This is a genomic window from Mycoplasma sp. AC157, assembly GCF_054343415.1.
Genome location: NZ_JBTGVE010000005.1, coordinates 1 through 21972 on the forward strand (window position 1 = coordinate 1; position 21972 = coordinate 21972).

A 21972-nucleotide genomic window follows, 5' to 3' on the forward strand; every position below is an offset into this window, starting at 1 on the left:
AGGTATTTAATTTAATTTGAGAAGTAATTTGCTATTCAGTTTTGAAAGAACTATTTGCTCCTTAGAGGAGTTTTTTTATTATTTTTTAATTCACTTTTTTAAAAAATGTAGTATAATTTAAAAGTAAATTTAGACGTTGAAACATAAGGTTGCGATACTCCGAAATTAGTTGTTAGCAGAGTAACGGTTTTTATGTGGAGTCTAGTTCATCAAAAAAAGAACAGAAAGGACAACAATTTTAATGGAAAATAAGTTAAAAATTAAATTAAAAGCATTTGATCATAAAATAGTTGATAATGCATCACTTAAGTTAGTAAATTTATTAAAAGAATTAAAAGTAGATTTTAGTGGTCCAGTACCATTACCTACAAAAAGAGAAGTATTTACTATTTTACGTTCAGTTCATGTTAATAAAACATCACGTGAACAATTTGAAAGTAGAACACATCAAAGATTAATTGTTTTAAACAAATTTTCAAAAGAAGTATTAGACAAAATTAAGAGAGTTGAATTACCAGTAGGTGCTCAAATACTTATAGATACTAAATAAATAAAATAAGGAGGATCCAAGATGAAAGGAATCTTAGGAAAAAAAGTTGGAATGACTCAACTATATGCTGATTCAGGTATTTTATTACCAGTAACAGTTATTGAAGTTAAACCAAATGTTGTAACACAAGTTTTTTCAAAAGAAAAAGATGGCTACAATGCATTACAATTAGGTTTAGAAGACAAGAAAGTTTCTAGACAAAACAAACCAGAACAAGGTCATTTTAAAAAATCTAACACAGCACCTAAGCGCTTCGTAAAAGAAATTAGAGAAATGGTTGGATTTGAACTTGGACAATCAGTTGATTTATCTATTTTTTCAGTAGGTGAATTAATCGATGTTACAGGAACATCAAAAGGAAAAGGATTTGCTGGAACAATTAAAAGACATAACCAAGCAATCGGACCTAAATCACACGGTGGTGGTGGTGGATCACAACCATTAAGACAAACAGGATCTTTAGGAGATATTTCAGGAAACAAAGTTGTTAAAGGTATGACAATGCCTGGACAATTAGGAAATGTAAAAAGAACAGTTCAAAATCTTGAAATCTTAAGCATTGATTTAGAAAATAATTTAATTATAGTTAAAGGTTCAGTTCCTGGACCTAAAAAATCATTTGTTATTCTAAAAGAAGCTGTTAAACAATTACCTTCTAAAACACCTGTGCAATTAGTTAACCTAAAAGAGGCTTTAGAAAAAAATCATTTATTTGAATTAGCTAAAAAATATAATGTAGAACTACATATGGAAATGTCAGTAAAAGAAATGAAAGAATTATTAAAAGCAGCTGAAGATAAAGCAGAAGGAGATAAATAATGGAAAAGGTTGTTAAAAAAACATCAACAACTTCTAAAAAAGAAACATCGACAAAAAAACCTGTTTCTAAAACAACTAAAAAAGTAGAAGTTAAAACATCAAAAAAAGTTGATACTCCATTAGTAAGAAAAGAAGTTAAATTACCAAAAGAAGTTTTTGGAATTGAAACATTTAATCAACAAGCTGTATTTGATTCAATTATTGCTGAAAGAGCTTCAAGAAGACAAGGAACACATAAAGTAAAAAATAGAGCTGAAGTAAGTGGTACTGGTAAAAAACCTTGAAGACAAAAAGGTACAGGTAGAGCAAGAGCTGGTTCTATGAGATCACCAATTTGAGTAGGTGGTGGAAGAGCTTTTGGACCTATAGTGGAAAGAAATTATAATTTAAAAGTTAATAAAAAAGTTAGACAATTAGCTTTATTAAGTTCTTTATCACAATTAGCTAAAAACAAACAAGTTATAGTAGAGGAAATAAAAGTTGAAAAATATTCAACAAAAGAAATTGTTTCTAAACTAAAAGATTTACAAGTAGAAAAATTAAGAAATATTTTAGTAGTTTCAAATGATGAAAAAGTTTATATTTCTGCAAGAAATCTTCAAAATGTAAAAGTGACAAAAGTTACTTCATTATTAATTGAAGACTTAGTAAAAGCAGATATATTGATTTTAAGTCAAGATGATATTAAATATTTAGAAGGGTTGGTTAAATAATGAATATTAATGAAATAATCAAATACCCAATTTTAACTGAAAAAAGTTATTTACAAATGAGTTCAGGAACATATGTTTTTGCTGTTGATAGAAGAACTAACAGGAGTGAAGTTAAAAAAGCAGTTGAATATATTTTTAATGTTAAAGTAGAAAAAGTAAATATTTTTAATGTTCCAAAAAAACCTGCAAAATTAGGTAGATATCAAGGATTTACAAATTCTTTCAAAAAAGCTATTGTTACTTTGGTTGAAGGGCACACAATTGCTGTTCTAAATGAAGATTTAGAGTCACCAACACCAGAAGAACAAACAAATGTAGTGGAAGAAACTAAAAAAGAAACAAAAGTTTCTAAATCAGCATCAGAAGTTGATAAAAAAGTTGCAGAAAAAATAGCAGCTAAAAAAAATAAAGAAAAAAAATAATTCATAGAACTTTAAAGAAAAAAATATTTTAAAGTTATTAATAAAATAAGGAGAGAAAATGGCGATTAAACATTATAAACCAACTTCAAATGGTCGTCGTGGTATGTCTACCCTTGATTACAAGCAAAATTTATCAGGACACGAACCTGAAAAAAGCTTATTAGTTACATTACCTAAAAAATCAGGTAGAAACAATCAAGGAAAAATAACTACACGTCACAAAGGCGGAAGAAATAAAAGAAAATATCGTATTATTGATTTCAAAAGAAATAAAGATAATATTTTTGGAACAATTAAATCTATTGAATACGATCCAAATAGATCAGCTAACATTTCTTTAGTTGTTTATGCAGATGGTGAAAAACGTTATATTTTATCACCTAAAGATATTAAGGTTGGACAAAAAGTTATTTCAGGTGAACAAGTTGATATTTTAGTAGGTAACTCATTACCTTTATCAAATATTCCTGAAGGTACAGTTGTTCATAACATCGAAATGCAACCTGGAGGTGGAGGAATTATCGCTCGTTCAGCTGGGTCTTCTGCACAAATCCAAGGAAAAGACGAAGATGGAAAATATGTAGTTTTAAGACTAAAATCAGGTGAATATAGAAGAATTTTAGCAAAATGTAGAGCAACCATTGGAGTTGTAGGTAATGAAGAACATTCATTAGTTAACATTGGTAAAGCAGGAAGAAATAGACATTTAGGTATTAGACCTACTGTTCGTGGATCTGTAATGAACCCAATTGATCACCCACATGGAGGGGGAGAAGGAAAACAACCTATTGGTAGAAAATCTCCATTAACTCCATGAGGTAAAAAAGCTCTTGGTGTTAAAACAAGAAATAATAAGAAATCTTCAACAAAATTAATTATAAGAAGAAGAAAGGAAAGTAAATAATGGCTAGATCACTTAAAAAAGGTCCATTCGCTGATGCATCTTTATTAAAAAAAGTTGAATTAATGAATGAACAAAAAAATAAAAAACCAATTAAAACATGATCTAGAAGATCAACAATCTTTCCTCAATTTGTAGGACTAACATTCCAAGTTCATAATGGAAAAATATTTAATGATGTTTTTGTAACAGATGATATGGTAGGACATAAATTAGGAGAATTTTCTCCAACAAGAACCTATACAGGTCATGGTGCTGATAAAGGGAAGAAAAAATAATGCAAAAAGCAATAGCAAGTGTTAAAATGCAAAGAGTATCTGCTCAAAAAGCTCGTTTAGTAGCAGATTTATTCCGTTATAAAAATACAACAGAAGCACTATCAATCCTACATAACACAAATAAAAAAGCATCAAAATTATTTATTAAATTATTAAATTCAGCAATTGCTAATGCAATTAATAACTTTGGTATGGATGGTGATAATTTATTTGTAAGTTCAGTTCAAGTTAATGAAGGACCTACATACAAAAGATTTCAACCAAGATCTAAAGGAACAGCATATTCAATTTTAAAAAGAACTTCACATTTATCAATAACAGTAGAGGAAAGAAAGTAGGAAAATTTTATGGGACAAAAAGTTAATCCAAATGGTTTTAGATACGGTATTACTAAAAAACATAATGTAAATTGATTTGCTGATAAAGCTAATTTTGCTACTTACTTATTAGAAGATGTAAAAATTAGAGAATATGTTGAAAAATTTGTTAGAGATTATCAAATAGGACAAGTTGAAATTAGAAGAGATCAAAACAACAAAGTTACTTTAACAATTCATACAGCTAAACCTGGTGTAGTATTAGGTCAAGGTGGAGAAAATGTTAAAAAAATGACAACAGATATTCAAAAATTTGTTAAAAATAAAAAATTAAATTTATCAATTGATGTTGTTGAAATTCAAAAACCGGAATTAAACGCAAGATTAGTAGCTGAACAAATAGCTATTAAATTAGAAAACAGAGGATCATTTAGAGTAGCTCAAAAATTTGGAATTAAAGTTGCTTTAAAAGCAGGAGCTAAAGGAATTAAAACTCAAGTTTCTGGTAGATTAAACGGTGTGGAAATGGCTCGTGCAGAAGGATATTCTGAAGGAGAAATGAAATTACACACTTTAAGACAAAATGTTGATTATGCTCAAGCAACAGCTCATACAACTTATGGTGCTTTAGGAGTGAAAGTATGAATTTCTTTAGGAGAGGTTAAAGAGGGTGATAAATAATGTTACAACCAAAAAGAACCAAATATAGAAGAAATTTTAGAATTTCACACGATAAAAGAGAAGCACATAAAGGAAATAAAGTTTCATTTGGAGAGTTTGGTTTACAAGCAACAACTTCTGCTTGAGTAACAGCTAGACAAATTGAATCTGCAAGGATTGCTATCACAAGAAGAATGGGTCGTGAAGGAGATGTTCATATTAGAATTTTCCCTCACTTATCATTAACTTCTAAACCTATCGGAGTACGTATGGGATCTGGTAAAGGTTCTCCTGAAAAGTGAGTAGCAGTTGTAAAAGTTAATACAATGATGTTTGAAGTTTCAGGAGTAAAAGAAGAAATAGCTAGAGATGCTTTAAGACTTGGTGGACATAAATTACCAGTAAAATGAAAAATAGTTAAAGCAAATGAAGAAGGGGATGAATAATGGAATTTAAAGAATTAAAAAACAAATCTCTTTCAGAACTAAAACAATTAGTAGCTGAACACAAAGCTGAGTTATTTTCTTTAAGATTTAAAAATGCTACATCACGTTTAGATAAAACTCATCAAATCAAAGAAATTAGAAAAAATATTGCCAGAGTTTTAACAGCTATACAACAAAAAGAAAACAATGATAAAGGTGGAAAATAATGGAAAGAAAAAATACAAAGAAAACATTAATTGGTACTGTTGTTTCTGATAAGAATCAAAAAACAATTATTGTTGCAGTAGATTCTTATGTTAAACACCCTTTATATGGAAAAAGATTTAAAGTTACTAAGAAATTTGCAACTCACGATGAAAAAGAAGAAGCTTCTTTAGGAGATATTGTTAAAATCAGTGAAACAAGACCTTTTTCAAAAACTAAAACATTTAGATTAGTTGAAATTCGTGAAAAAGCAAAAGAAGGAGCTAAATAATGGTTCAAGAACTCTCAAGATTAGTTGTTGCAGATAACTCAGGTGCAAAAGAAGTGGGTTTAATTAGAAACTTAGGTGGTTCAGTTAAAAAAACTTCAAATATTGGTGATGTGATAGTTTGTTCAGTTAAAAAAGCTCTTCCAAACGGAATTGTAAAAGAAGGACAAGTTGTGAAAGCAGTTATTGTTCGTTCAACTTATGGAATCAAAAGAAAAAATGGTTCACATATAAAATTTGATGACAATGCAGTTGTTATTATTAAAGAAGATGGTTCTCCAAGGGGAACACGTGTTTTTGGTCCAATAGCTAGAGAAATAAGAGACAAAGGATATTCCAAAATTGTTTCACTTGCACCAGAGGTTTTATAGAAAGGAATAATTATTGATATGAAAATTAGAAAAAATGATGAAGTAATAGTTATTTCAGGATCACATAAAGGAAAAATTGGTCAAGTTTTAGAAGTTTATCCAAAAACACAAGAAGTTAAAATTAAAGATATTAATAAAAAAACTAAACACCACAAACCATCACAATCAAGAAGTGAAGGTTCAATTGAGGTTGTTGAATTCCCATTACACGTTTCAAAAGTATCTTTATTAGTTAAAAAAGCTACTAAAGATAAACCAGCTCAATATTCAAAAATAGGTTACAAAATGGTAAATAATAAAAAAGTGCGTTTTGTTAAAAAAACAGGGAAAACAATTTAGTTAGAAAGGTAATTTTATAAAGATGACATTAAAAGAAAAATACGAAAAACAAGTTAAAAAGAATTTACAAGAAAAATTTGCTTATACATCTGTAATGCAATTACCTAAAATTGAAAAAATTGTTTTAAATATGACAGCTGGAAAAGAAGTAACTAATTCTAAAGCTATAGAAGAAGTTATGAATGAAATGGCATTAATTTCAGGGCAAAAACCTTATCAAACAGTTGCTAAAAAATCATTAGCTTCATGAAAATTACGTGAAGGAATGCCAATGGGAGCAAAAGTTACATTAAGAAGAGAAAGAATGTGAGAATTCTTAGATAAATTAATTAATGTAGCAATTCCAAGAATTAGAGACTTTAGAGGTGTAAATCCTAAAGCTTTTGATGGAAGAGGAAATTATTCATTAGGAATTAAAGAAGAAATTATTTTTCCAGAAATTAGTTTCGATAAAATTAGAAAAATTAAGGGATTGGATGTAATTATTGTTACAACAGCAAATACAGATAAAGAAGCAAAATTTTTATTAGAACAATTAGGAATGCCTTTTGGTAAGGCAGAAAAATAGGAGTAAAATGGCAAAAACATCATTAAAAGCAAAAGCTAAAAAACATAAAAAATTCAAAGTTAGAGAATATACAAGATGTGAATTATGTGGTCGTCCACATGCTGTTTTAAGAAAATTTAAAATCTGTCGTATTTGTTTTAGAAAATTAGCACATGAAGGAAAAATTCCTGGTATTAAGAAAGCGAGTTGATAATTATGGCTATAATTACAGATCCAATTGCAGATATGATTGTAAGAATCAAAAATGCATTTATGAGAAAACACAAATTTGTTGAAATCCCACATTCTAATAAAAAACACAAAATTTTAGAAATCTTCAAAAAAGAAGGTTATATTCAAAATTTTGAAACTCAAGGAGAAGGTGTAGAAAAAAAACTTGTTGTAGAATTAAAATATAAAGGTACAACAAGTGCTATTACCGGAATTAAAAGAGTTTCAAAACCAGGATTAAAAGTTTATTCATCTGTTGGAGATTTACCAAAAGTACTTTCAGGATATGGAACAGTTATTGTTTCTACATCTAAAGGTTTATTAACTGATAAAGAAGCTAGAAAGGAAAATGTTGGTGGTGAAATTATCGCCTTCATTTGATAATTTATGTCTAGAGTAGGAAAAAGAGTTTTATTAGTTCCAGAAGGAACAGAAGTATTAGTTAATAATAATTTAGTTACTGTTAAAGGTAAATTAGGACAATTAAAAAGAGAATTTTCTAATTTAATCAAAATTAAAGTAGAAAATAATCAAGTTACAACAGAAAGATTAAACGAAGAAAAACATACAAAGCAATTACACGGTACAACTAATTCCTTACTTGCAGGAATGATTAAAGGTGTAACCTCTGGTTTTTCAAAAGAAATAGAAATTAAGGGTGTTGGTTACAAAGCTACATTAAAAGGTAACCAAATTGAAATTTTAGCAGGATATTCACACCCTGTATTAATAGATGTTCCAAATACTTTAAAAGTAGAAGTTCCAAAACCAGTTTCCATAATTGTTTCTGGTATTGATAAACAACAAGTTGGACAATTAGCTGCTGTTATTAGAAGTGTTAGAAAACCTAATCCTTATTCAGGAAAAGGTATTATGTATAAAAATGAAAACATTAGACGTAAAGAAGGGAAAAAAGCTTCTAAATAATTTTAGAATAGAAGCGAGGTATTATCAATGGCTCAATTATCAAGAAATAAAGCTAGAATTAAAAAACATCATAGAATTAAATCTAAATTAGTTTTAGGTACAGCAACCAAACCACGTTTATCAGTTTTCAAATCACTAACAAACTTTTATGCACAATTAATAGATGATACTAAAGGAGTAACAATAGCATCTGTTTCAACTTTAAAACATAAAGAATATAGCGGAAATATTAAAGTAGCTGAAATACTTGGAAAATTAATGGGACAAAAAATTAAAGAATTAAAAATTGAATCAATTGTATTTGATCGTTCAGGTTATATTTATCATGGAAGAGTAAAAGCATTTGCAGAAGCAGTTAGAAATGAAGGAGTTAAATTTTAATAATGGAAAATAAAGAAATTAAAAAAGAAGTTGTTAAAAAAGCAACTCCAACTAAAAAAATAGAATCTTCAAGAGAACCAAAAAAACACTTCCATTCTAAAGACAAAGATTCAAAAACATCTAATAATAATCGTAAATTCTCAAGACCAAAAAAAGAATTTAACAAACAACCTTTCCAAAATGAATTCGAAGAAAAAGTAATTGATGTTGCAAGGGTAACTACTGTTGTTAAAGGAGGAAGAAGATTTTCTTTCTCAGCATATGTAGTGGTTGGTAATAAAAAAGGAAAAGTTGGTTTTGGTCACGGAAAAGCTAATGAAGTGCAAGATGCTATTAAAAAAGCAGTTAAAGATGCACAAAACAATTTAATAACTGTTCCAGTGGTAGAAGAAGCTGCAACAGTACCACATGAAATTAAACAAAAATTCTTAGCATCTAAAGTACTATTAAAACCAGCTCCAAAAGGAAAAGGAATTATAGCATCTGGTACAGTTCGTGCAGTTGTAGAATTAGCAGGATATTCAAACATTTATACTAAAACTTATGGTTCAAGAACAAAAGCTAATATCGTTAGAGCAACAATCATTGCTTTACAAAATCTTAGAACAGTAGAAAAAATTGCTGAATTAAGAGATATTAAAGTAGAAGATTTGTTAAGCAATAAATAGTCCAGGAGGAAAAATGTCATATAAATTACATACATTACAATACACTGAAGGTTCAAGAAAAGAAAAACACCGTAAAGGTCGTGGACATGCAGCTGGTAAAGGAAAACAAGCTGGTAGAGGACAATCAGGACAAACAAAACGTGGAACTGTAAGACCTGGATTTGAAGGAGGACAAAACCCTCTCTTCAGACGTTTACCAAAAATCGGTTTTAACAATGTTAATAAAGTTGAATATCAAGTTATATCATTAGAAAAATTAGATGCTACATTTAAAGATGGTGACAAAGTAACATTAGAAATGTTATTTGAAACTAGATTAGCAAGAAGAAAAACAATGCCTGTAAAATTATTATCTTCAGGTACATTAACTAAAAAAATATTTATAGAAGTTAATGCCGTTTCAAACTCAGCAAAAGAAGCGGTAGAAAAATTAGGTGGAAAAGTAGAATTGGTTTAAGATGTTTTATAGATTAAAAAAAGTATTAAACTGGATAGGATTAATCTTTTCAAAAATCTATTTAAATATAAAACATAAAATTCAAACATTTTCCAAAGAAAAAATCTTAACTAAAAAAATATTATTTTCTATATGAATTTTAGCTATTTTTGTTATAGCAGGTACAATCACATTACCTGGTGTATCTATAAATAAAAATGCTTCTTTAGATTCTAATTCATTTTTAGGAATAATTAATATTGTAGGTGGTGGAGGGTTAACTAACTTTTCAATAGTAGCCTTAGGAATAGGACCATTCATAACAGCATCTTTGATTATGATGGTCGCTCAAACTAAATTATTTCCACCAGTTCATAGGTTAAGTCAATCAGGACCGCTAGGTAGACGTAAAATAAATATTATTACAAGACTTTTAACTATTTTTATAGCTATAGCTCAATCAATTTTCTTAATTAGAACATTGTTTGATGCCAATTTAGGAGCACAAAGTTTTGTATATTTAAGCAACAATGCAGCTTATTATAAATACTTTATTTTACCTTGTATACTTATTAGCGGTTCTTTGTTTTCTTTATTTTTAGGAGAACAAATTACTGAAAAAGGAGTTGGTAATGGGACTTCACTTTTAATTTTTACAGGAATCGCAACACGTTTACCAAGTAAATTAAAAGGAGCCTTTAATTACTTTATTTCAGGATCTAATTCAGACTCTTTGATTAGTAATATAATTTTCTTTGGAGTTTATATTATTGGTTTTTTAGTTTTAATTTTTATAGTTGCATATGTTTATACTGCAGAAAGAAAAATACCTATTCAACAAACAGGATCTGGAATGACTAAAAATGTTAAAGATATTTCAGTATTGCCAATTAAAGTAAATCCAGCAGGTGTTATGCCAATCATTTTTTCTTTAATTGTTTTATCTTTACCAACTTTAATAGTAGGACTTCTTGATCCATACACTTCATCTACAAGATATTTTGTAGAAAGAAGTTTAAGATTAACTGATCCAATTGGATTTAGTCTATTTGTAGTTATTACCTTTTTATTTGCAATTGGTATGGGATTACAACAGTCTAGAGTGGATAAAATTTCAGAAGATTTTGGAAAAAATTCAACCTTTATTCCTGGAATAAGACCAGGAGAACAAACAGAAGATTATTTAATTTCTGTTGTTTTAAGACTTTCTATTTTCTCTGCATTTTATCTTGTAGCAATTGGTTCTTTAGAACCTATTATGCAAATGTTTGGAATGCCACGGAGCATTACATTTGGTGGAACTTCTATTATTATTTTAATAACCACAGCATTAGAAACAATAGGTCAAATTAAAGCAAGAAGACAATCAGAAAAAATTTCACAAAAAAGAAGAAAAATTAGTAAATCATTTACTAAACAAAATAAAAATAACGGAGATTTATTATGATAAAAAACATAATTTTTTTAGGTGCACCAGGAGTTGGAAAAGGAACTGTTGCATCATTGCTTGCAAAAGAAATTGATTTTATTCATTTATCAACAGGAGAAATTTTTAGAACCGCAATTAGAAACCAAACTAAATTAGGTTTGGAATTAAAAAATATTGTTGAAAGTGGTAGATATGTTCCTGACAATATAACTAATGAAATAGTAAAAGAAAAGTTAGAAGAATTAAACAAACAAAACGTTAACTTTATTTTAGATGGTTATCCAAGAACAATTAATCAAGCAGATTTTTTATCAAATTTAAGCACTTCTCAAATAAAAAATGTTATTTTATTACAAGCTCCAAGTGAAGTTATTATTCAAAGACTTTCTAAAAGAAGATATTGCCCTACTTGTTCTGCAACTTATCATCTTGATTTCAAACCTTCTGCAAAGCAATTACTTTGCGAAAATGACGATACAGTTTTATTACAAAGAAAAGATGATGAAGAAGAAGCAATTATTCGTAGATTAGAAGTTTATAATAATGAAACTAAAGTATTAATAGATTATTATAAAGACAAAAATATGTTAATCACTATAGATGCAACACAAACTCCAGAATTCATAGTACAAAAAATAGTTAAAGAAATTTTATAAAATGAGCAAATTGATAAAAAAAGATTTTGAAATAGAATTAATAACTAAATCAGCAAATATTCTTTCAGAAGTAAAAAAAATAGTTTATGATGCAATAGAAGAAGGGGTTTCTTTATTGCAACTAGACAAACTTGCTTATGATGAAATTATCAAAAGAAACGCAGAACCAGCTTTTTTAGGTTACCAAAATTTTCCTAACACAATTTGCGCTTCTTTAAATCATGAGTTAATTCACGGAATTCCGGATCAAAGAATTTTAAAAACAGGGGATTTAATTTCTATAGATTTAGGAGTTAAATATAAAGGATACTATTCAGATTCTGCCTTTTCCAAATCAGTTGGAAAAGAAAATAATCTTGAAAACGAAAAACTGATTTCTGTTGCAAAAAGAGCAATAGATGCCGGTATAAATGCAATCAAACCTGGAGCAAGGATAGGAGATATTTCTAAAGCAATTTCCAAGGTTATTTTTGAAAACAAAATGTTTACAACAGAGGAATTTTGTGGCCACGGAATTGGAAAAAAACTTCATGAAGCACCTAATGTTTACAATTTATATACAGGAGATAAAGGGATTTTGTTAAGAGATAATATGGTAATTTGTATAGAACCTATGATTTTACAAGAAAGTCCGGAAGTTAAAATATTAAGTGATGGTTGAACTGTGGTTCCAAAATATAACCGTAAAAAAACAGTTCACGTGGAAGAAACCATTTTAATTAAAAATGGAAAAGGAATAATTTTAAGTTAATTCAAAGAGTTGGAAAAATTCAAAAATTTAGTATAATTTTTAATGTTAATTATACAAGCCTGGCATAAGGCAATGTCGAAATAAGTCCAGGTATTTCTTTAAAGGGCACAATTACTTTTAAAGAAATAAAATAATAATAAATACCAAACATTAATTGTACAAATAAAAAACCAAAAGAGGTATTTCAATAAATGGCAAAAGATGCAATCAAAATGACAGGTAAAGTAATTCAAGCACACAATTCTAGTGAGTATGAAATTTTATTAGAAAATAATGCTAAAATTCAAGCTCACATTTCAGGAAAAATGAAAATGTATCACATTAAAATAATTCCTGGAGATAGTGTTGATGTTGAAATTAGTCCTTATGATTGAACAAAAGGAAGAATTGTTTATCGTCATAAATAAAGGAGATTTATGAAAGTAAGAGCATCAGTTAAAAAGATGTGTAAAGACTGTAAAATAATCAAAAGAAATGGAATAAATAGAATCATTTGTATTCTACCAAAACACAAACAAAGACAAGGTTAGGAAAATATGGCTAGAATTTTAAACATAGAAATTCCAAATAATAAGAGAGTTGTTATTTCTCTAACTTATATTTTTGGGATAGGAAAATCAAGAGCTCAAGAAATTTTACAAAAGGCTCAAATAGACGAAAATATTCGTGTAAAAGATTTAAGTGAAGAACAATTATCAAAAATAAGAGATATAGCTTCACAATATACAACAGAAGGTGATTTACGTCGTGAAGTAGCTATTAACATTAAAAGATTAATGGAAATTAAATGTTATAGAGGAATCAGACATAGAAAAGGATTACCAGTTCGTGGTCAAGTAACTCAGAAAAATGCACGTACAAGAAAAGGACCAAGAAAAACTGTTGCTGGAAAGAAAGGTAAATAAGATATGGCTAGAAAAGTTAAAAGAAAAAATATTACTAGCGGAATCGCTCACATTCACTCAACTCACCAAAACACAATTGTAACTTTTTCAGATGAAAAAGGTAATGTAATTGCATGATCTTCATCTGGTGCTATTGGATATAAAGGGACAAAAAAGAAAACTCCATATGCAGCAGGATTAGCAGCAGCAGCAGCATCTGAAGCAGCTAAAGAACATGGAATTAAAGAAGTTAAAGTTGAAATTAAAGGTTTAGGACCAGGAAAAGATGCAGCAAGAAAACAAATTGAAGTTTCAGGTATTACTGTTACTGAAATTAAAGATGTTACACCTATTCCACATAACGGAACAAGACCTCCAAGAAAAGTAATCAAAAGAGAAACAAAAAGATAGGAGTTGTTAAGTTATGCAAAAAATGGCAAAAGTAAATTACAAAGAAGAAAAAGAAAATAAACATTCAGATTATTTCACTTCTTTTGTTTTAGAACCTTTAGAAAGAGGATTTGCTAACACTTTAGGTACAGCTTTAAGAAGAACAATATTATCTTCAGTTTCTTCAGTTGCTCCATTTGCAATTAGAATTGAAAAAGTAGATCACGAATTTCAAGCAATCGACAACGTAGAAGAAGATGTAGTTACTTTATTAAATAATTTAAAGAAAGTAAAGTTTATTTATAATAAAGAAGTTTTTATTGATAAAAAACCTGTAAGAGTTTCATTTAATTATGATAAATTTACTGAAAAAAATATTTTTGCAAAAGATATTCAACTACCAGCAGGAGTAACTATTGTAAACCCTGATCAACAAATCGCAACTCTTTCTAAAGCAAACGCTTTAAAATTCGAAATGTTTTTATTATCAGGAAGAGGATTTGTTTCTTTTGAAGACAACAAAAAAAATATTTTAGAATATGGTTCTGAATTAGAATCAAATTTAAAATCAGGAACCATTTTAGCAGTTGATTCAGATTTTTCACCTGTTACAAATGTTCAATATAAATTTAGTGAACTTAACTCAGCTTCTAACATTATTCAAGAAAAACTAGAATTTAATGTTAAAACAGATGGAACAGTAGAAGCAAAAGAGGTTATTGCTCAAGCTGCAAAAATTTTAATTGCACATTTGAAAATAGTTTCAAATACTGAAAATTTAGAAATTAATGAAAAAGACTATTTTGAAGAAGAAAAAGTTAAAGAAGAAACTCCTAAAGATAAATCAATTGATATTAATGATTTAAGTTTAACAGTAAGATCATTAAATGCTTTAAGACGTGCAGGATTTAGAACTGTAGCAGACTTAGAAAAAATTGATGAAGAAGAATTAAATAATGTTAAAAATTTAGGTAAAAAATCCGTTCAAGAAATTATTGAAAAATTAGCTGAACGCGGTATTTCACTTAAGAAAGGAGACTAAAAATGGCTAATCCAACACAATTATTTAGAAGAAATTCAACTTGAAGAAAACACGTTTTACGTTCTTTATCTACAGATGTTATTGTTCACGGAAGAATCACAACAACAGAAGCAAGAGCTAAAGAATTAAGAAAACACGTTGAGAGATTAATTACAAAAGCAAAAACTAATACACTTGCTTCTCGTCGTTTAGCAGCTGCATTTTTAAGAGATGTAAAAACCAGTGATGGTAAATCAGCATTATCATATTTATTCGATGTAGTAGGACCAAAATATAAAAGTCGTAATGGTGGTTATACAAGAATAATTAAATTGCCTGCAAGACAAGGTGATAATTCTAAAATGGCTATTATCGAATTAGTTTAAAATATGAAAATAACCGTTTTTGGTTATTTTTTTTATAAAAGATTTGGTTTTATAAAAAAAAGTATTATAATTTAAAAGCAATATTTATTAAATACCTGTTACATTATTAAATAAATTATTAAATTATCAAGGAAGGAACAATGAGACAAACAACTATTGTTAAGCATCTTGAAACAGACAAAAAATGATATGTTATTGATGCAGAAGGACAAGTTTTAGGGCGTTTAGCAACTTTAGCTGCTACTTATTTAAGAGGAAAAAATAAACCTACATTTACTCCAAATGTTGATATAGGAGATAACATTATTGTTATAAATGCAGAAAAAGTAATTTTAACTGCAAACAAAGATGAAAATAAAATTTATTATTCACACTCAGGTTATCCAGGTGGATTAAAATCAATTAAAGCAAAAGATTTAAGAGCAAAAAAACCAGCAGCTATTGTTGAAAAAGCAATTAGAGGAATGTTACCACACACAAAATTAGGAAATAGACAAAGAGTAAATTTATTTGTATATGCTGGACCTGAACATAAACATGAAGCACAAAAACCAATGAAATTAGAGGTTAAATAATGGCTAAAGAAATGAAAAATCAAAAAATGTTAACTGGAACATTCTATCGTGGTTTAGGAAGAAGAAAATCTTCTACTGCAAGAGTTATCTTAAAACCAGGAAAAGGAAAATTTACAATTAATAAAAGAGAAGCTAAAGACTATTTAATGTCAGATCTTTTAATTAAAGATGCTTTACAACCTTTAACTATTACAGAAACAGAAGGAACATGAGACATTATCGTTAATGCTTCTGGTGGTGGTTTATCTGGGCAAGCTGGAGCAATTAGATTAGGAATAGCAAGAGCTTTATTAGAATCTTCAAAAGATTATAAACCTAATTTAAGAGAAACAGGTATGTTAACAAGAGATGCAAGATCTAAAGAACGTAAAAAATACGGACTTAGAAAAGCACGTAGAGCAAGACAATTTTCTAAACGTTAATATAAAACACACATTTTGTGATATAATTTGTATGCAATTTGCATATAAATTTATTAATGGGAGCGTAGCTCAGACGGTTAGAGCACACGACTGATAATCGTGAGGTCGATGGTTCGATTCCATTCGTTCCCACCATTTCAAATTTTGACCAAAGACGGTAGATGCTGTCTTTTTTTATTTTTTGTAGAAATATTTGTTTAAAATAATATAATTAGATTATCCAAGTGATTAAGGAGGAAAAATGAGAAAAACAGAATTTTATATAATAGATAAGTTTAGCAAAGAACTTGGTCTTATCAACAGAACAGATGGTACAATTCCTTTTTATCCCATCTTTCCCAGTTTGCCCTAAGAAATTAGACTAAAATTGGAATTTATAGATTTTTACTATATATTTACATATATAGTAATTTTTATTAAAAAAAATAAAAAAAATAATTGCACTTAATTGCATTTTGTGGTATAATATAAGGATGGAAAAGAAAAATTTAATATTATTTAATGTTTCAGGAAACAAAAAAGGTGTAATTTATAAATACGTTGGATGGACAACGGGTTTTGGAAAAGCACCAACAAGATGATTTAGCCTTGGAAATTTAGAAAAATTACTTGAGAAAAAAGAAAATGCAGTAGAAATTCTAAAAGAAAAACTAAAATCTTTTTCTTCACTTGATAAAAAAGAAAGAGTTCGGTCTGCATTATTGGAGTCTTTGGAAAGCGCTGAGTTTGTAAGAGTAAATAAAAATGTTGGACACGAATTGATAGAAGACTTACTCAATAAACACAACATTTTTGAATCTTTTGAGAAAACAAGACATAAGGATATGAAGAAAATCTTCAATTTTTTAGTTGCAAAAAGGATTTACAATCCTTCAAGTATTTTCTCTTCCTTTAGTGATCAAGGTGAATTCAATAGTGATATTTCAGCATCAAAAAATAGCTTTTATAGACTTCTTGACATTGTTGAAAACAATCAATCAAATCTTGTAAATGCACTGCATCAAATGGTATTGAAAGAAACAAACAGGAATTTAAGTGAAATTTATTTTGACTCATCAACTGTTTATTTTGAATCTTTTCAAAGAACAGGTTATAGACAAACCGGTTATTCTAAAGATGGAAAATTCAAAGAAGATCAAATTGTAATTGCCTTAGCATGTGATGGAAATGGAGTCCCTTTCCATATTAAAGTTTTTAGTGGTAATACTCCAGATTCAAAAACTATGATTGAATTCTTGCTTGAACTTGAGCAAATGTATAAAATTAAAAACATAACTGTAATTGCCGATCGTGGAATGAGTACATCCGGAAATATCAGATTTTTAGAGCAAAAAGGTTATGGCTTCATCATTTCTTACAAAGCAAAAGCAAGTTCTAAAGAATTCAAAGAATATGTTTTGAATGAGAAAGATTATGTTTATGTAAATGATAATTTAAAATACAAATCAACAGATTTCTTTTCCACTTTTAAAAACAAAAGAGTTACAGAAAATGTCAGAAGAAGAATTGTAACTATAAGCAAATCAAGAGCTTTAAAAGATAGAGAAGATAGACAAAATTTAATTAATAATTTTAAAAAGAAACAAAATAAAGATGGAACTGTAGATTCTTCAAAAATGCTTGGTACTAAAAAATGTAAATACTTTACTGAGATATCAAAATTAAAATTTGAATTGGATTACAAAAAAATTCAAAGAGATGAAGAATTTGATGGTGTTTATGTATATGAAACCAATTTATTAAATTTAAGTGAATCTCAAATAATTCATTTATATTCTAAACAATGACAAATTGAATCAAATTTTAGAAGTTTAAAAAGTTATTTAGCAATAAGACCAACTTATGTTTATTTAGATAGCCACATTGTAGCTCACACACTTTTATGTTTTGCTTCATTAGTAGTTTTAAAATTATTCATTCATAAAACAAATGAATATTATTTTAAACACAGAATTAATAATCATCTTACTGAATGACAATTTATTAAAATTTTAAGTTTAGTTAGAGAAGAAATATTTATAAATAACATTACAGGAGAAGAAATAGAAAGAAAAAGAGAAAAATCAGGAAGCGATATCGATCTTTGAAACAAGTATGATGAGATCAAAAAAATTGTAATTAAGTCAGATAAATAAAAACCGTTTTGCCCCATAAAACAGGCGTAAACGGTTTTTTAATTCTTGAAACTGGGAAAGACGGGAAAAATGAGAAAAACAGAATTTTATATAATAGATAAGTTTAGCAAAGAACTTGGTCTTATCAACAGAACAGATGGTACAATTCCTTTTTATAAGAAAACTTCTAAAGAATATCAAGCTACAAAACCAGATGGATATTATTTTTATGATGGTGTTATTTTTATATTAGATGCTAAAGCAGAAAATAAACCTTTTAAGGGACAACTTAAAGATTATATGACTTTAGATAAGCATAAAAATATCATTGGATTTGAATTTAACGGAACTGAATTAAATGTTTATTTAAAGACTAAAGCCAATGAATTCAAGCACCTTAAAGATGAAATAAGAATTAAAAATTATGAATATTATAAAAATAAATATTTTAATTCTTCAAAAGAAAATAATGAAGATTTAATTTATGACTATTCCAAACAATTAGCAAATTCTTTTAGATATGCTAAAATTAACAAACAAATGACTGTACCTTTTATAGGAGCAGTTATGCTTTGTTGCAAATGAGGTAGTTATAATGAACTAGATCGTAAATCTTCAAAGAATTTAATTAAATCTTTAGGCGAACAAATTGTTAATAATATAAAAGAACGAAATAATTTATTTAAAAATGAAAAAATAGAAACTATCAAAAAATATTTAGATGATCCAACTTTTGAAAAAGTTGCAGTAAGTGATTTAATACAAATTATGGATATAATTACTACTATTTATAATTTAATTAATATTAGTGATAGAGATAAAAAAGGTCATGATATTATGAATACTTTTTTAAAGGTTTTTAGGAAATGAAATTCTGCCAATGCAAAAGAGAAAGGAGAAGTTTTTACTCCTGATCATATTGCTGAAATTATGTATAAAATATTAGATATTGATGTTTTTAATGATGTAATTTTAGATCCAACATGTGGTAGTGGAACCTTTTTAACAAATGCTATGGCAAATATGACTAAAGACGCAGAAGCAATTTTAAATTATAAACATAATTTAGATGAAACTACTAAAATAACAAAAATTTATGAAATTTCTCAAAAAATTAAAGAAGAGCAATTAATCGGAATAGAATATGATGAATTTAATACAACTCTTGCTAGAATTAATATGTTGCTACATGGTGATGGAAGTACTCAAATATATTGAGACGACTGTTTTGTAAAATTACCACTTTTAAAAAATAAATATTCCAAAGTTCTTATGAATCCTCCTTTTAGTCAAAAAGATACAGAACTAAAATTTTTATATCATACTCTTTTAAATTTAAAACCAGAAGGTAAAATAGCTTGTATTTTACCTAAAAGTTGTTTAAATGGTTCAAGTGCAAATTATAATTACTTACAGAAAATTTTTGAACTCTCAAAAATAGATAAAGTTATTTCGCTTCCAAGGGATGTTTTTCAACCTAATGCTGGTGTTAATACTTCAATAGTTGTTTTAGAAAAATATTCACAAAAACAACTTGATATCTTAGAAAATAATCCATCTCTTTTAGAAAAAACTCATAAACAAGAAATAATGTTGATAGATTTTAGTGATGATGGTTTTGTATATGCTAATGAAAGAAGATTAGAAACTGAAAAATATAAAGAAAAAGTAGAAAAATTTTACCAAATTTTAGAAGGTAATTACAATGAGTTTCAAGCAAAGATTGTAAACCTTTCTTTTAAAGATGAACTTGCTTTTGAAAAGTATTCAACAAATAGGGAATTAGAAGTTTTGGACAAAACTTTTATTAAATATTTAAGGGAAAACATTGCGGCTAAAATTTTATCAGGAATCGAACCTAAAATGTTTTTTGAAAAAATTAACATAAAGAAAAAATATGAAAATTTAGAATATAAAAATTTTAAAATTTGCGACATCCTTTCTTTTGTTTCTAAGGGAAGACAAAAGAAATCTATTGATAGAAAACTTGAAAATAAATATATAAAAGGAATACCAGTAATTATTGCAAAAAAAGACAATAATGGAATCGGTGGTTTATTACCGGAAGAAGATATTAGTGAAGTTTTTGAAAATAAAATAGTAATGATTAATGGTGGTGATGGAGGAGGGGGTAAAACATATTATTGTGACTTTAAATTTGGAGCAACTTCATTTGTAAATATTTTAGATATTAATCAAGTTTATAAAGAAAAAGCAGAAAAATTCCCTTTATCACAATTTTATTTAGCAATAATTATTAGCGAAAGATTATTTAAATCTATAGGGCATGGAAGAACTCAAAAAAACGAAGTACCTAGTATTGAAATTAAACTCCCTATCAACTCAAAAGGAGAAATTTATTTTGAATATATGGAAGAATTTATTAAACATTTAAAAATTTTTGATAAATAAAACTACTTATTTTTTCTAAATAGAAAATAAAACAAAATTTATTTATTTGGCAAAAAATAAAAAAAATATATAATTTAATAGCAATAGATAAAAATTGCAGAAAGTAGATTAATCTCTCACCTAATTGGTTATTCCATGGGTATGCTACAATTTTGTTTATAAACTTATTTTATTTGTAAATTGTAACTAATAGAGAGAAAGTGGTTATTACCACTTTATTTTATTTAAATTCGTAAGGAGAAACAGTTATTAGTAAATTAAATAACAATTTTGGGAATAAAAAGAAACCACAACAAGAACATTTTGTTAATGATAATATTCCCTTTTCAAAAATTTTCGTAATCAATTCAGATAATACTCAAATAGGTGTTCTTTCAAAAAATGAAGCCATCGAAATGGCAAAAGAACAAAAAATGGACTTAGTTATTATTTCTATTGATAATTCAGGTGACAAACCTAAACCAATAGGAAGAATAATGGATTATGGAAAATTTAAATATGAAAGAAAGAAAAAACAAAAGGAAGTAAAAGAAAAACAAACTTTTGTTAATAATAGAGAAATTAGACTAACTCCAGGAATAAATGTCAAAGACATTGAAACTAAAGCAAGAAAAGCTAGGGAATTTCTTTTAGATGGAGATAGAGTTAAAATTTCTTTAAAATTTAGAGGTAGGGAAGCTTCTAGACCTGAACTTGGAAAAGTTGTGTTGGATAAATTTTATGAATACATTTCTGACATAGCTAAAATTACAAAAGATGCACAGCAAAATGAAAGATTTTTAGATATGTATGTTGAAAGGGATAAAAAGAAATTACCACATTTGACAAGTTCTAAAAAAGAAAAAGAATTAAAACAAGAAGAGAAAGGTAAAACCGAAAATGCCAAAAATGAAAACTAAATCCTCTTTAAAAAAGAGATTAAAAGTTACAGGAAGTGGAAAAGTTAAAAGAGGACAAGCTTATAGATCTCATTTAGCTCAAAACAAAACAACTAAACAAAAAAGACACGCAAGAAAAGCTACATTAGTTTCTGCATCAGATTTAAAAAGAATAAAAGGTTTATTTTAATAACATAGAAAGAGGTAACAACAATGAGAGTTAAAGGTGGAACTGTTACAAGACAAAGAAGAAAAAAATGATTAAAATTAGCTAAAGGATATTGAGGACATAAATCAATAGGATTTAAAGTTGCAAAACAAGCAGTTGTTAAATCTTGAACTTATGCTTTTAGAGATAGAAAACAAGTAAAAAGAGATTTTAGAAAATTATGAATAGCAAGAATTAATGCTGCTTCTAGACCTCTTGGAATTACATATTCTCAATTAATTAACGGACTTAAAAAAGCTAATATTGAAGTTAATAGAAAAATGCTTTCAGAACTTGCAATTCATCATCATGAAGTTTTTGAAACTATCATTAAACAAGCAAAAAGTGCTTTAAAATAATTAGAAAAG

Annotated in this window: 35 protein-coding genes, 1 tRNA gene and 1 pseudogene; all 37 read left to right on the top strand. The window is 27.6% G+C overall.

All coding sequences use genetic code 4. The annotated features are described in order from the left end of the window. The first annotated feature begins 241 nt into the window (after positions 1-241). A complete protein-coding gene (gene rpsJ / locus ACXX84_RS01210) occupies positions 242-550 on the top strand; it encodes a 30S ribosomal protein S10 (protein WP_436358809.1) in 309 nt (102 codons plus the stop codon). A 21-nt stretch (positions 551-571) separates the two neighbouring features. Further along, a pseudogene (rplC, locus tag ACXX84_RS01215) lies at positions 572-1249 on the top strand (50S ribosomal protein L3); the annotation flags it as partial. 119 nt (positions 1250-1368) lie between these two features. Continuing rightward, positions 1369-2082, top strand: a complete 714-nt coding sequence (gene rplD, locus ACXX84_RS01220; protein ID WP_436358810.1) for a 50S ribosomal protein L4 — start codon at positions 1369-1371, stop codon at positions 2080-2082. Beyond that, a complete protein-coding gene (rplW, locus tag ACXX84_RS01225; protein ID WP_436358811.1) occupies positions 2082-2504 on the top strand; it encodes a 50S ribosomal protein L23 in 423 nt (140 codons plus the stop codon). Before rplD ends, rplW begins: the two co-directional genes overlap by 1 nt. A gap of 58 nt (positions 2505-2562) precedes the next feature. Beyond that, complete coding sequence (gene rplB, locus ACXX84_RS01230) at positions 2563-3408, top strand: 50S ribosomal protein L2 (protein WP_436358812.1); 846 nt, start codon at positions 2563-2565, stop codon at positions 3406-3408. Then, the gene (gene rpsS / locus ACXX84_RS01235) at positions 3408-3683 is read left to right on the top strand and encodes a 30S ribosomal protein S19 (RefSeq protein ID WP_458572755.1); all 276 of its coding nucleotides are present in this window, start codon (positions 3408-3410) and stop codon (positions 3681-3683) included. Before rplB ends, rpsS begins: the two co-directional genes overlap by 1 nt. Next, complete coding sequence (gene rplV, locus ACXX84_RS01240) at positions 3683-4021, top strand: 50S ribosomal protein L22 (RefSeq protein WP_436358814.1); 339 nt, start codon at positions 3683-3685, stop codon at positions 4019-4021. Before rpsS ends, rplV begins: the two co-directional genes overlap by 1 nt. A 9-nt stretch (positions 4022-4030) precedes the next feature. Then, the gene (rpsC, locus tag ACXX84_RS01245; RefSeq protein ID WP_436358815.1) at positions 4031-4681 is read left to right on the top strand and encodes a 30S ribosomal protein S3; all 651 of its coding nucleotides are present in this window, start codon (positions 4031-4033) and stop codon (positions 4679-4681) included. After that, positions 4681-5106, top strand: a complete 426-nt coding sequence (gene rplP / locus ACXX84_RS01250) for a 50S ribosomal protein L16 (protein WP_436358816.1) — start codon at positions 4681-4683, stop codon at positions 5104-5106. The genes rpsC and rplP overlap by 1 nt, the downstream gene beginning before the upstream one ends. Further along, positions 5106-5312, top strand: coding sequence for a 50S ribosomal protein L29 (gene rpmC / locus ACXX84_RS01255; protein ID WP_436358817.1), 207 nt, complete (start codon positions 5106-5108; stop codon positions 5310-5312). The genes rplP and rpmC overlap by 1 nt, the downstream gene beginning before the upstream one ends. Further along, entirely contained in the window at positions 5312-5581 is a 270-nt protein-coding gene (rpsQ, locus tag ACXX84_RS01260) for a 30S ribosomal protein S17 (RefSeq protein ID WP_436358818.1), read from the top strand. The genes rpmC and rpsQ overlap by 1 nt, the downstream gene beginning before the upstream one ends. After that, the gene (rplN, locus tag ACXX84_RS01265; protein WP_436358819.1) at positions 5581-5949 is read left to right on the top strand and encodes a 50S ribosomal protein L14; all 369 of its coding nucleotides are present in this window, start codon (positions 5581-5583) and stop codon (positions 5947-5949) included. The genes rpsQ and rplN overlap by 1 nt, the downstream gene beginning before the upstream one ends. Before the next feature lie 18 nt (positions 5950-5967). Then, complete coding sequence (rplX, locus tag ACXX84_RS01270) at positions 5968-6288, top strand: 50S ribosomal protein L24 (RefSeq protein ID WP_436358820.1); 321 nt, start codon at positions 5968-5970, stop codon at positions 6286-6288. A gap of 16 nt (positions 6289-6304) precedes the next feature. Next, positions 6305-6856 (top strand): 50S ribosomal protein L5, encoded by a 552-nt coding sequence (gene rplE / locus ACXX84_RS01275; RefSeq protein WP_458557636.1) that lies wholly within the window; start codon positions 6305-6307, stop codon positions 6854-6856. 7 nt (positions 6857-6863) lie between these two features. Further along, positions 6864-7049, top strand: coding sequence for a type Z 30S ribosomal protein S14 (locus ACXX84_RS01280; protein WP_436358821.1), 186 nt, complete (start codon positions 6864-6866; stop codon positions 7047-7049). An 8-nt stretch (positions 7050-7057) separates the two neighbouring features. After that, positions 7058-7450, top strand: coding sequence for a 30S ribosomal protein S8 (gene rpsH / locus ACXX84_RS01285; RefSeq protein WP_458557635.1), 393 nt, complete (start codon positions 7058-7060; stop codon positions 7448-7450). Positions 7451-7453: 3 nt separating this feature from the next. Continuing rightward, entirely contained in the window at positions 7454-7993 is a 540-nt protein-coding gene (gene rplF, locus ACXX84_RS01290) for a 50S ribosomal protein L6 (RefSeq protein WP_436358822.1), read from the top strand. Between the two features lie 27 nt (positions 7994-8020). Next, entirely contained in the window at positions 8021-8374 is a 354-nt protein-coding gene (gene rplR, locus ACXX84_RS01295) for a 50S ribosomal protein L18 (protein WP_436358823.1), read from the top strand. Positions 8375-8376: 2 nt separating this feature from the next. Next, positions 8377-9042, top strand: coding sequence for a 30S ribosomal protein S5 (gene rpsE, locus ACXX84_RS01300; protein WP_436358824.1), 666 nt, complete (start codon positions 8377-8379; stop codon positions 9040-9042). A gap of 13 nt (positions 9043-9055) precedes the next feature. Beyond that, complete coding sequence (rplO, locus tag ACXX84_RS01305; RefSeq protein WP_436358825.1) at positions 9056-9499, top strand: 50S ribosomal protein L15; 444 nt, start codon at positions 9056-9058, stop codon at positions 9497-9499. Between the two features lies 1 nt (position 9500). Beyond that, positions 9501-10928 (top strand): preprotein translocase subunit SecY, encoded by a 1428-nt coding sequence (gene secY / locus ACXX84_RS01310; RefSeq protein ID WP_436358826.1) that lies wholly within the window; start codon positions 9501-9503, stop codon positions 10926-10928. Then, on the top strand, positions 10922-11563 hold the full coding sequence (locus tag ACXX84_RS01315; RefSeq protein ID WP_436358827.1) for an adenylate kinase family protein: 642 nt from the start codon (positions 10922-10924) through the stop codon (positions 11561-11563). The genes secY and ACXX84_RS01315 overlap by 7 nt, the downstream gene beginning before the upstream one ends. 1 nt (position 11564) lies before the next feature. Continuing rightward, positions 11565-12314, top strand: a complete 750-nt coding sequence (gene map, locus ACXX84_RS01320) for a type I methionyl aminopeptidase (protein WP_458559339.1) — start codon at positions 11565-11567, stop codon at positions 12312-12314. 191 nt (positions 12315-12505) lie between these two features. Then, a complete protein-coding gene (infA, locus tag ACXX84_RS01325) occupies positions 12506-12721 on the top strand; it encodes a translation initiation factor IF-1 (RefSeq protein ID WP_436358829.1) in 216 nt (71 codons plus the stop codon). A 9-nt stretch (positions 12722-12730) separates the two neighbouring features. Continuing rightward, the gene (gene rpmJ / locus ACXX84_RS01330; protein WP_027123513.1) at positions 12731-12844 is read left to right on the top strand and encodes a 50S ribosomal protein L36; all 114 of its coding nucleotides are present in this window, start codon (positions 12731-12733) and stop codon (positions 12842-12844) included. A gap of 6 nt (positions 12845-12850) precedes the next feature. Beyond that, entirely contained in the window at positions 12851-13219 is a 369-nt protein-coding gene (gene rpsM / locus ACXX84_RS01335; RefSeq protein ID WP_436358830.1) for a 30S ribosomal protein S13, read from the top strand. A gap of 3 nt (positions 13220-13222) precedes the next feature. Next, complete coding sequence (gene rpsK, locus ACXX84_RS01340) at positions 13223-13609, top strand: 30S ribosomal protein S11 (protein ID WP_436358831.1); 387 nt, start codon at positions 13223-13225, stop codon at positions 13607-13609. Positions 13610-13622: 13 nt separating this feature from the next. Further along, positions 13623-14630, top strand: coding sequence for a DNA-directed RNA polymerase subunit alpha (locus ACXX84_RS01345; RefSeq protein ID WP_436358832.1), 1008 nt, complete (start codon positions 13623-13625; stop codon positions 14628-14630). A gap of 2 nt (positions 14631-14632) precedes the next feature. Continuing rightward, positions 14633-14995, top strand: coding sequence for a 50S ribosomal protein L17 (gene rplQ, locus ACXX84_RS01350; protein ID WP_436358833.1), 363 nt, complete (start codon positions 14633-14635; stop codon positions 14993-14995). A gap of 140 nt (positions 14996-15135) precedes the next feature. Further along, positions 15136-15570 (top strand): 50S ribosomal protein L13, encoded by a 435-nt coding sequence (gene rplM, locus ACXX84_RS01355; RefSeq protein WP_458572756.1) that lies wholly within the window; start codon positions 15136-15138, stop codon positions 15568-15570. Further along, the gene (gene rpsI / locus ACXX84_RS01360; protein ID WP_436358835.1) at positions 15570-15992 is read left to right on the top strand and encodes a 30S ribosomal protein S9; all 423 of its coding nucleotides are present in this window, start codon (positions 15570-15572) and stop codon (positions 15990-15992) included. The genes rplM and rpsI overlap by 1 nt, the downstream gene beginning before the upstream one ends. Before the next feature lie 58 nt (positions 15993-16050). After that, positions 16051-16127, top strand: a tRNA-Ile gene (locus ACXX84_RS01365). Positions 16128-16465: 338 nt separating this feature from the next. Continuing rightward, positions 16466-18127 (top strand): IS1634 family transposase, encoded by a 1662-nt coding sequence (locus ACXX84_RS01370; protein WP_458572757.1) that lies wholly within the window; start codon positions 16466-16468, stop codon positions 18125-18127. Positions 18128-18196: 69 nt separating this feature from the next. Continuing rightward, positions 18197-20518: an HsdM family class I SAM-dependent methyltransferase gene (locus tag ACXX84_RS01375; RefSeq protein WP_458572758.1), complete on the top strand. Its 2322-nt coding sequence runs from the start codon at positions 18197-18199 to the stop codon at positions 20516-20518. Positions 20519-20775: 257 nt separating this feature from the next. Next, a complete protein-coding gene (infC, locus tag ACXX84_RS01380) occupies positions 20776-21417 on the top strand; it encodes a translation initiation factor IF-3 (RefSeq protein WP_458572770.1) in 642 nt (213 codons plus the stop codon). Next, complete coding sequence (rpmI, locus tag ACXX84_RS01385; protein ID WP_458561189.1) at positions 21407-21586, top strand: 50S ribosomal protein L35; 180 nt, start codon at positions 21407-21409, stop codon at positions 21584-21586. Before infC ends, rpmI begins: the two co-directional genes overlap by 11 nt. Before the next feature lie 23 nt (positions 21587-21609). Continuing rightward, the gene (rplT, locus tag ACXX84_RS01390) at positions 21610-21963 is read left to right on the top strand and encodes a 50S ribosomal protein L20 (RefSeq protein WP_436358837.1); all 354 of its coding nucleotides are present in this window, start codon (positions 21610-21612) and stop codon (positions 21961-21963) included. Positions 21964-21972: the final 9 nt, after the last annotated feature.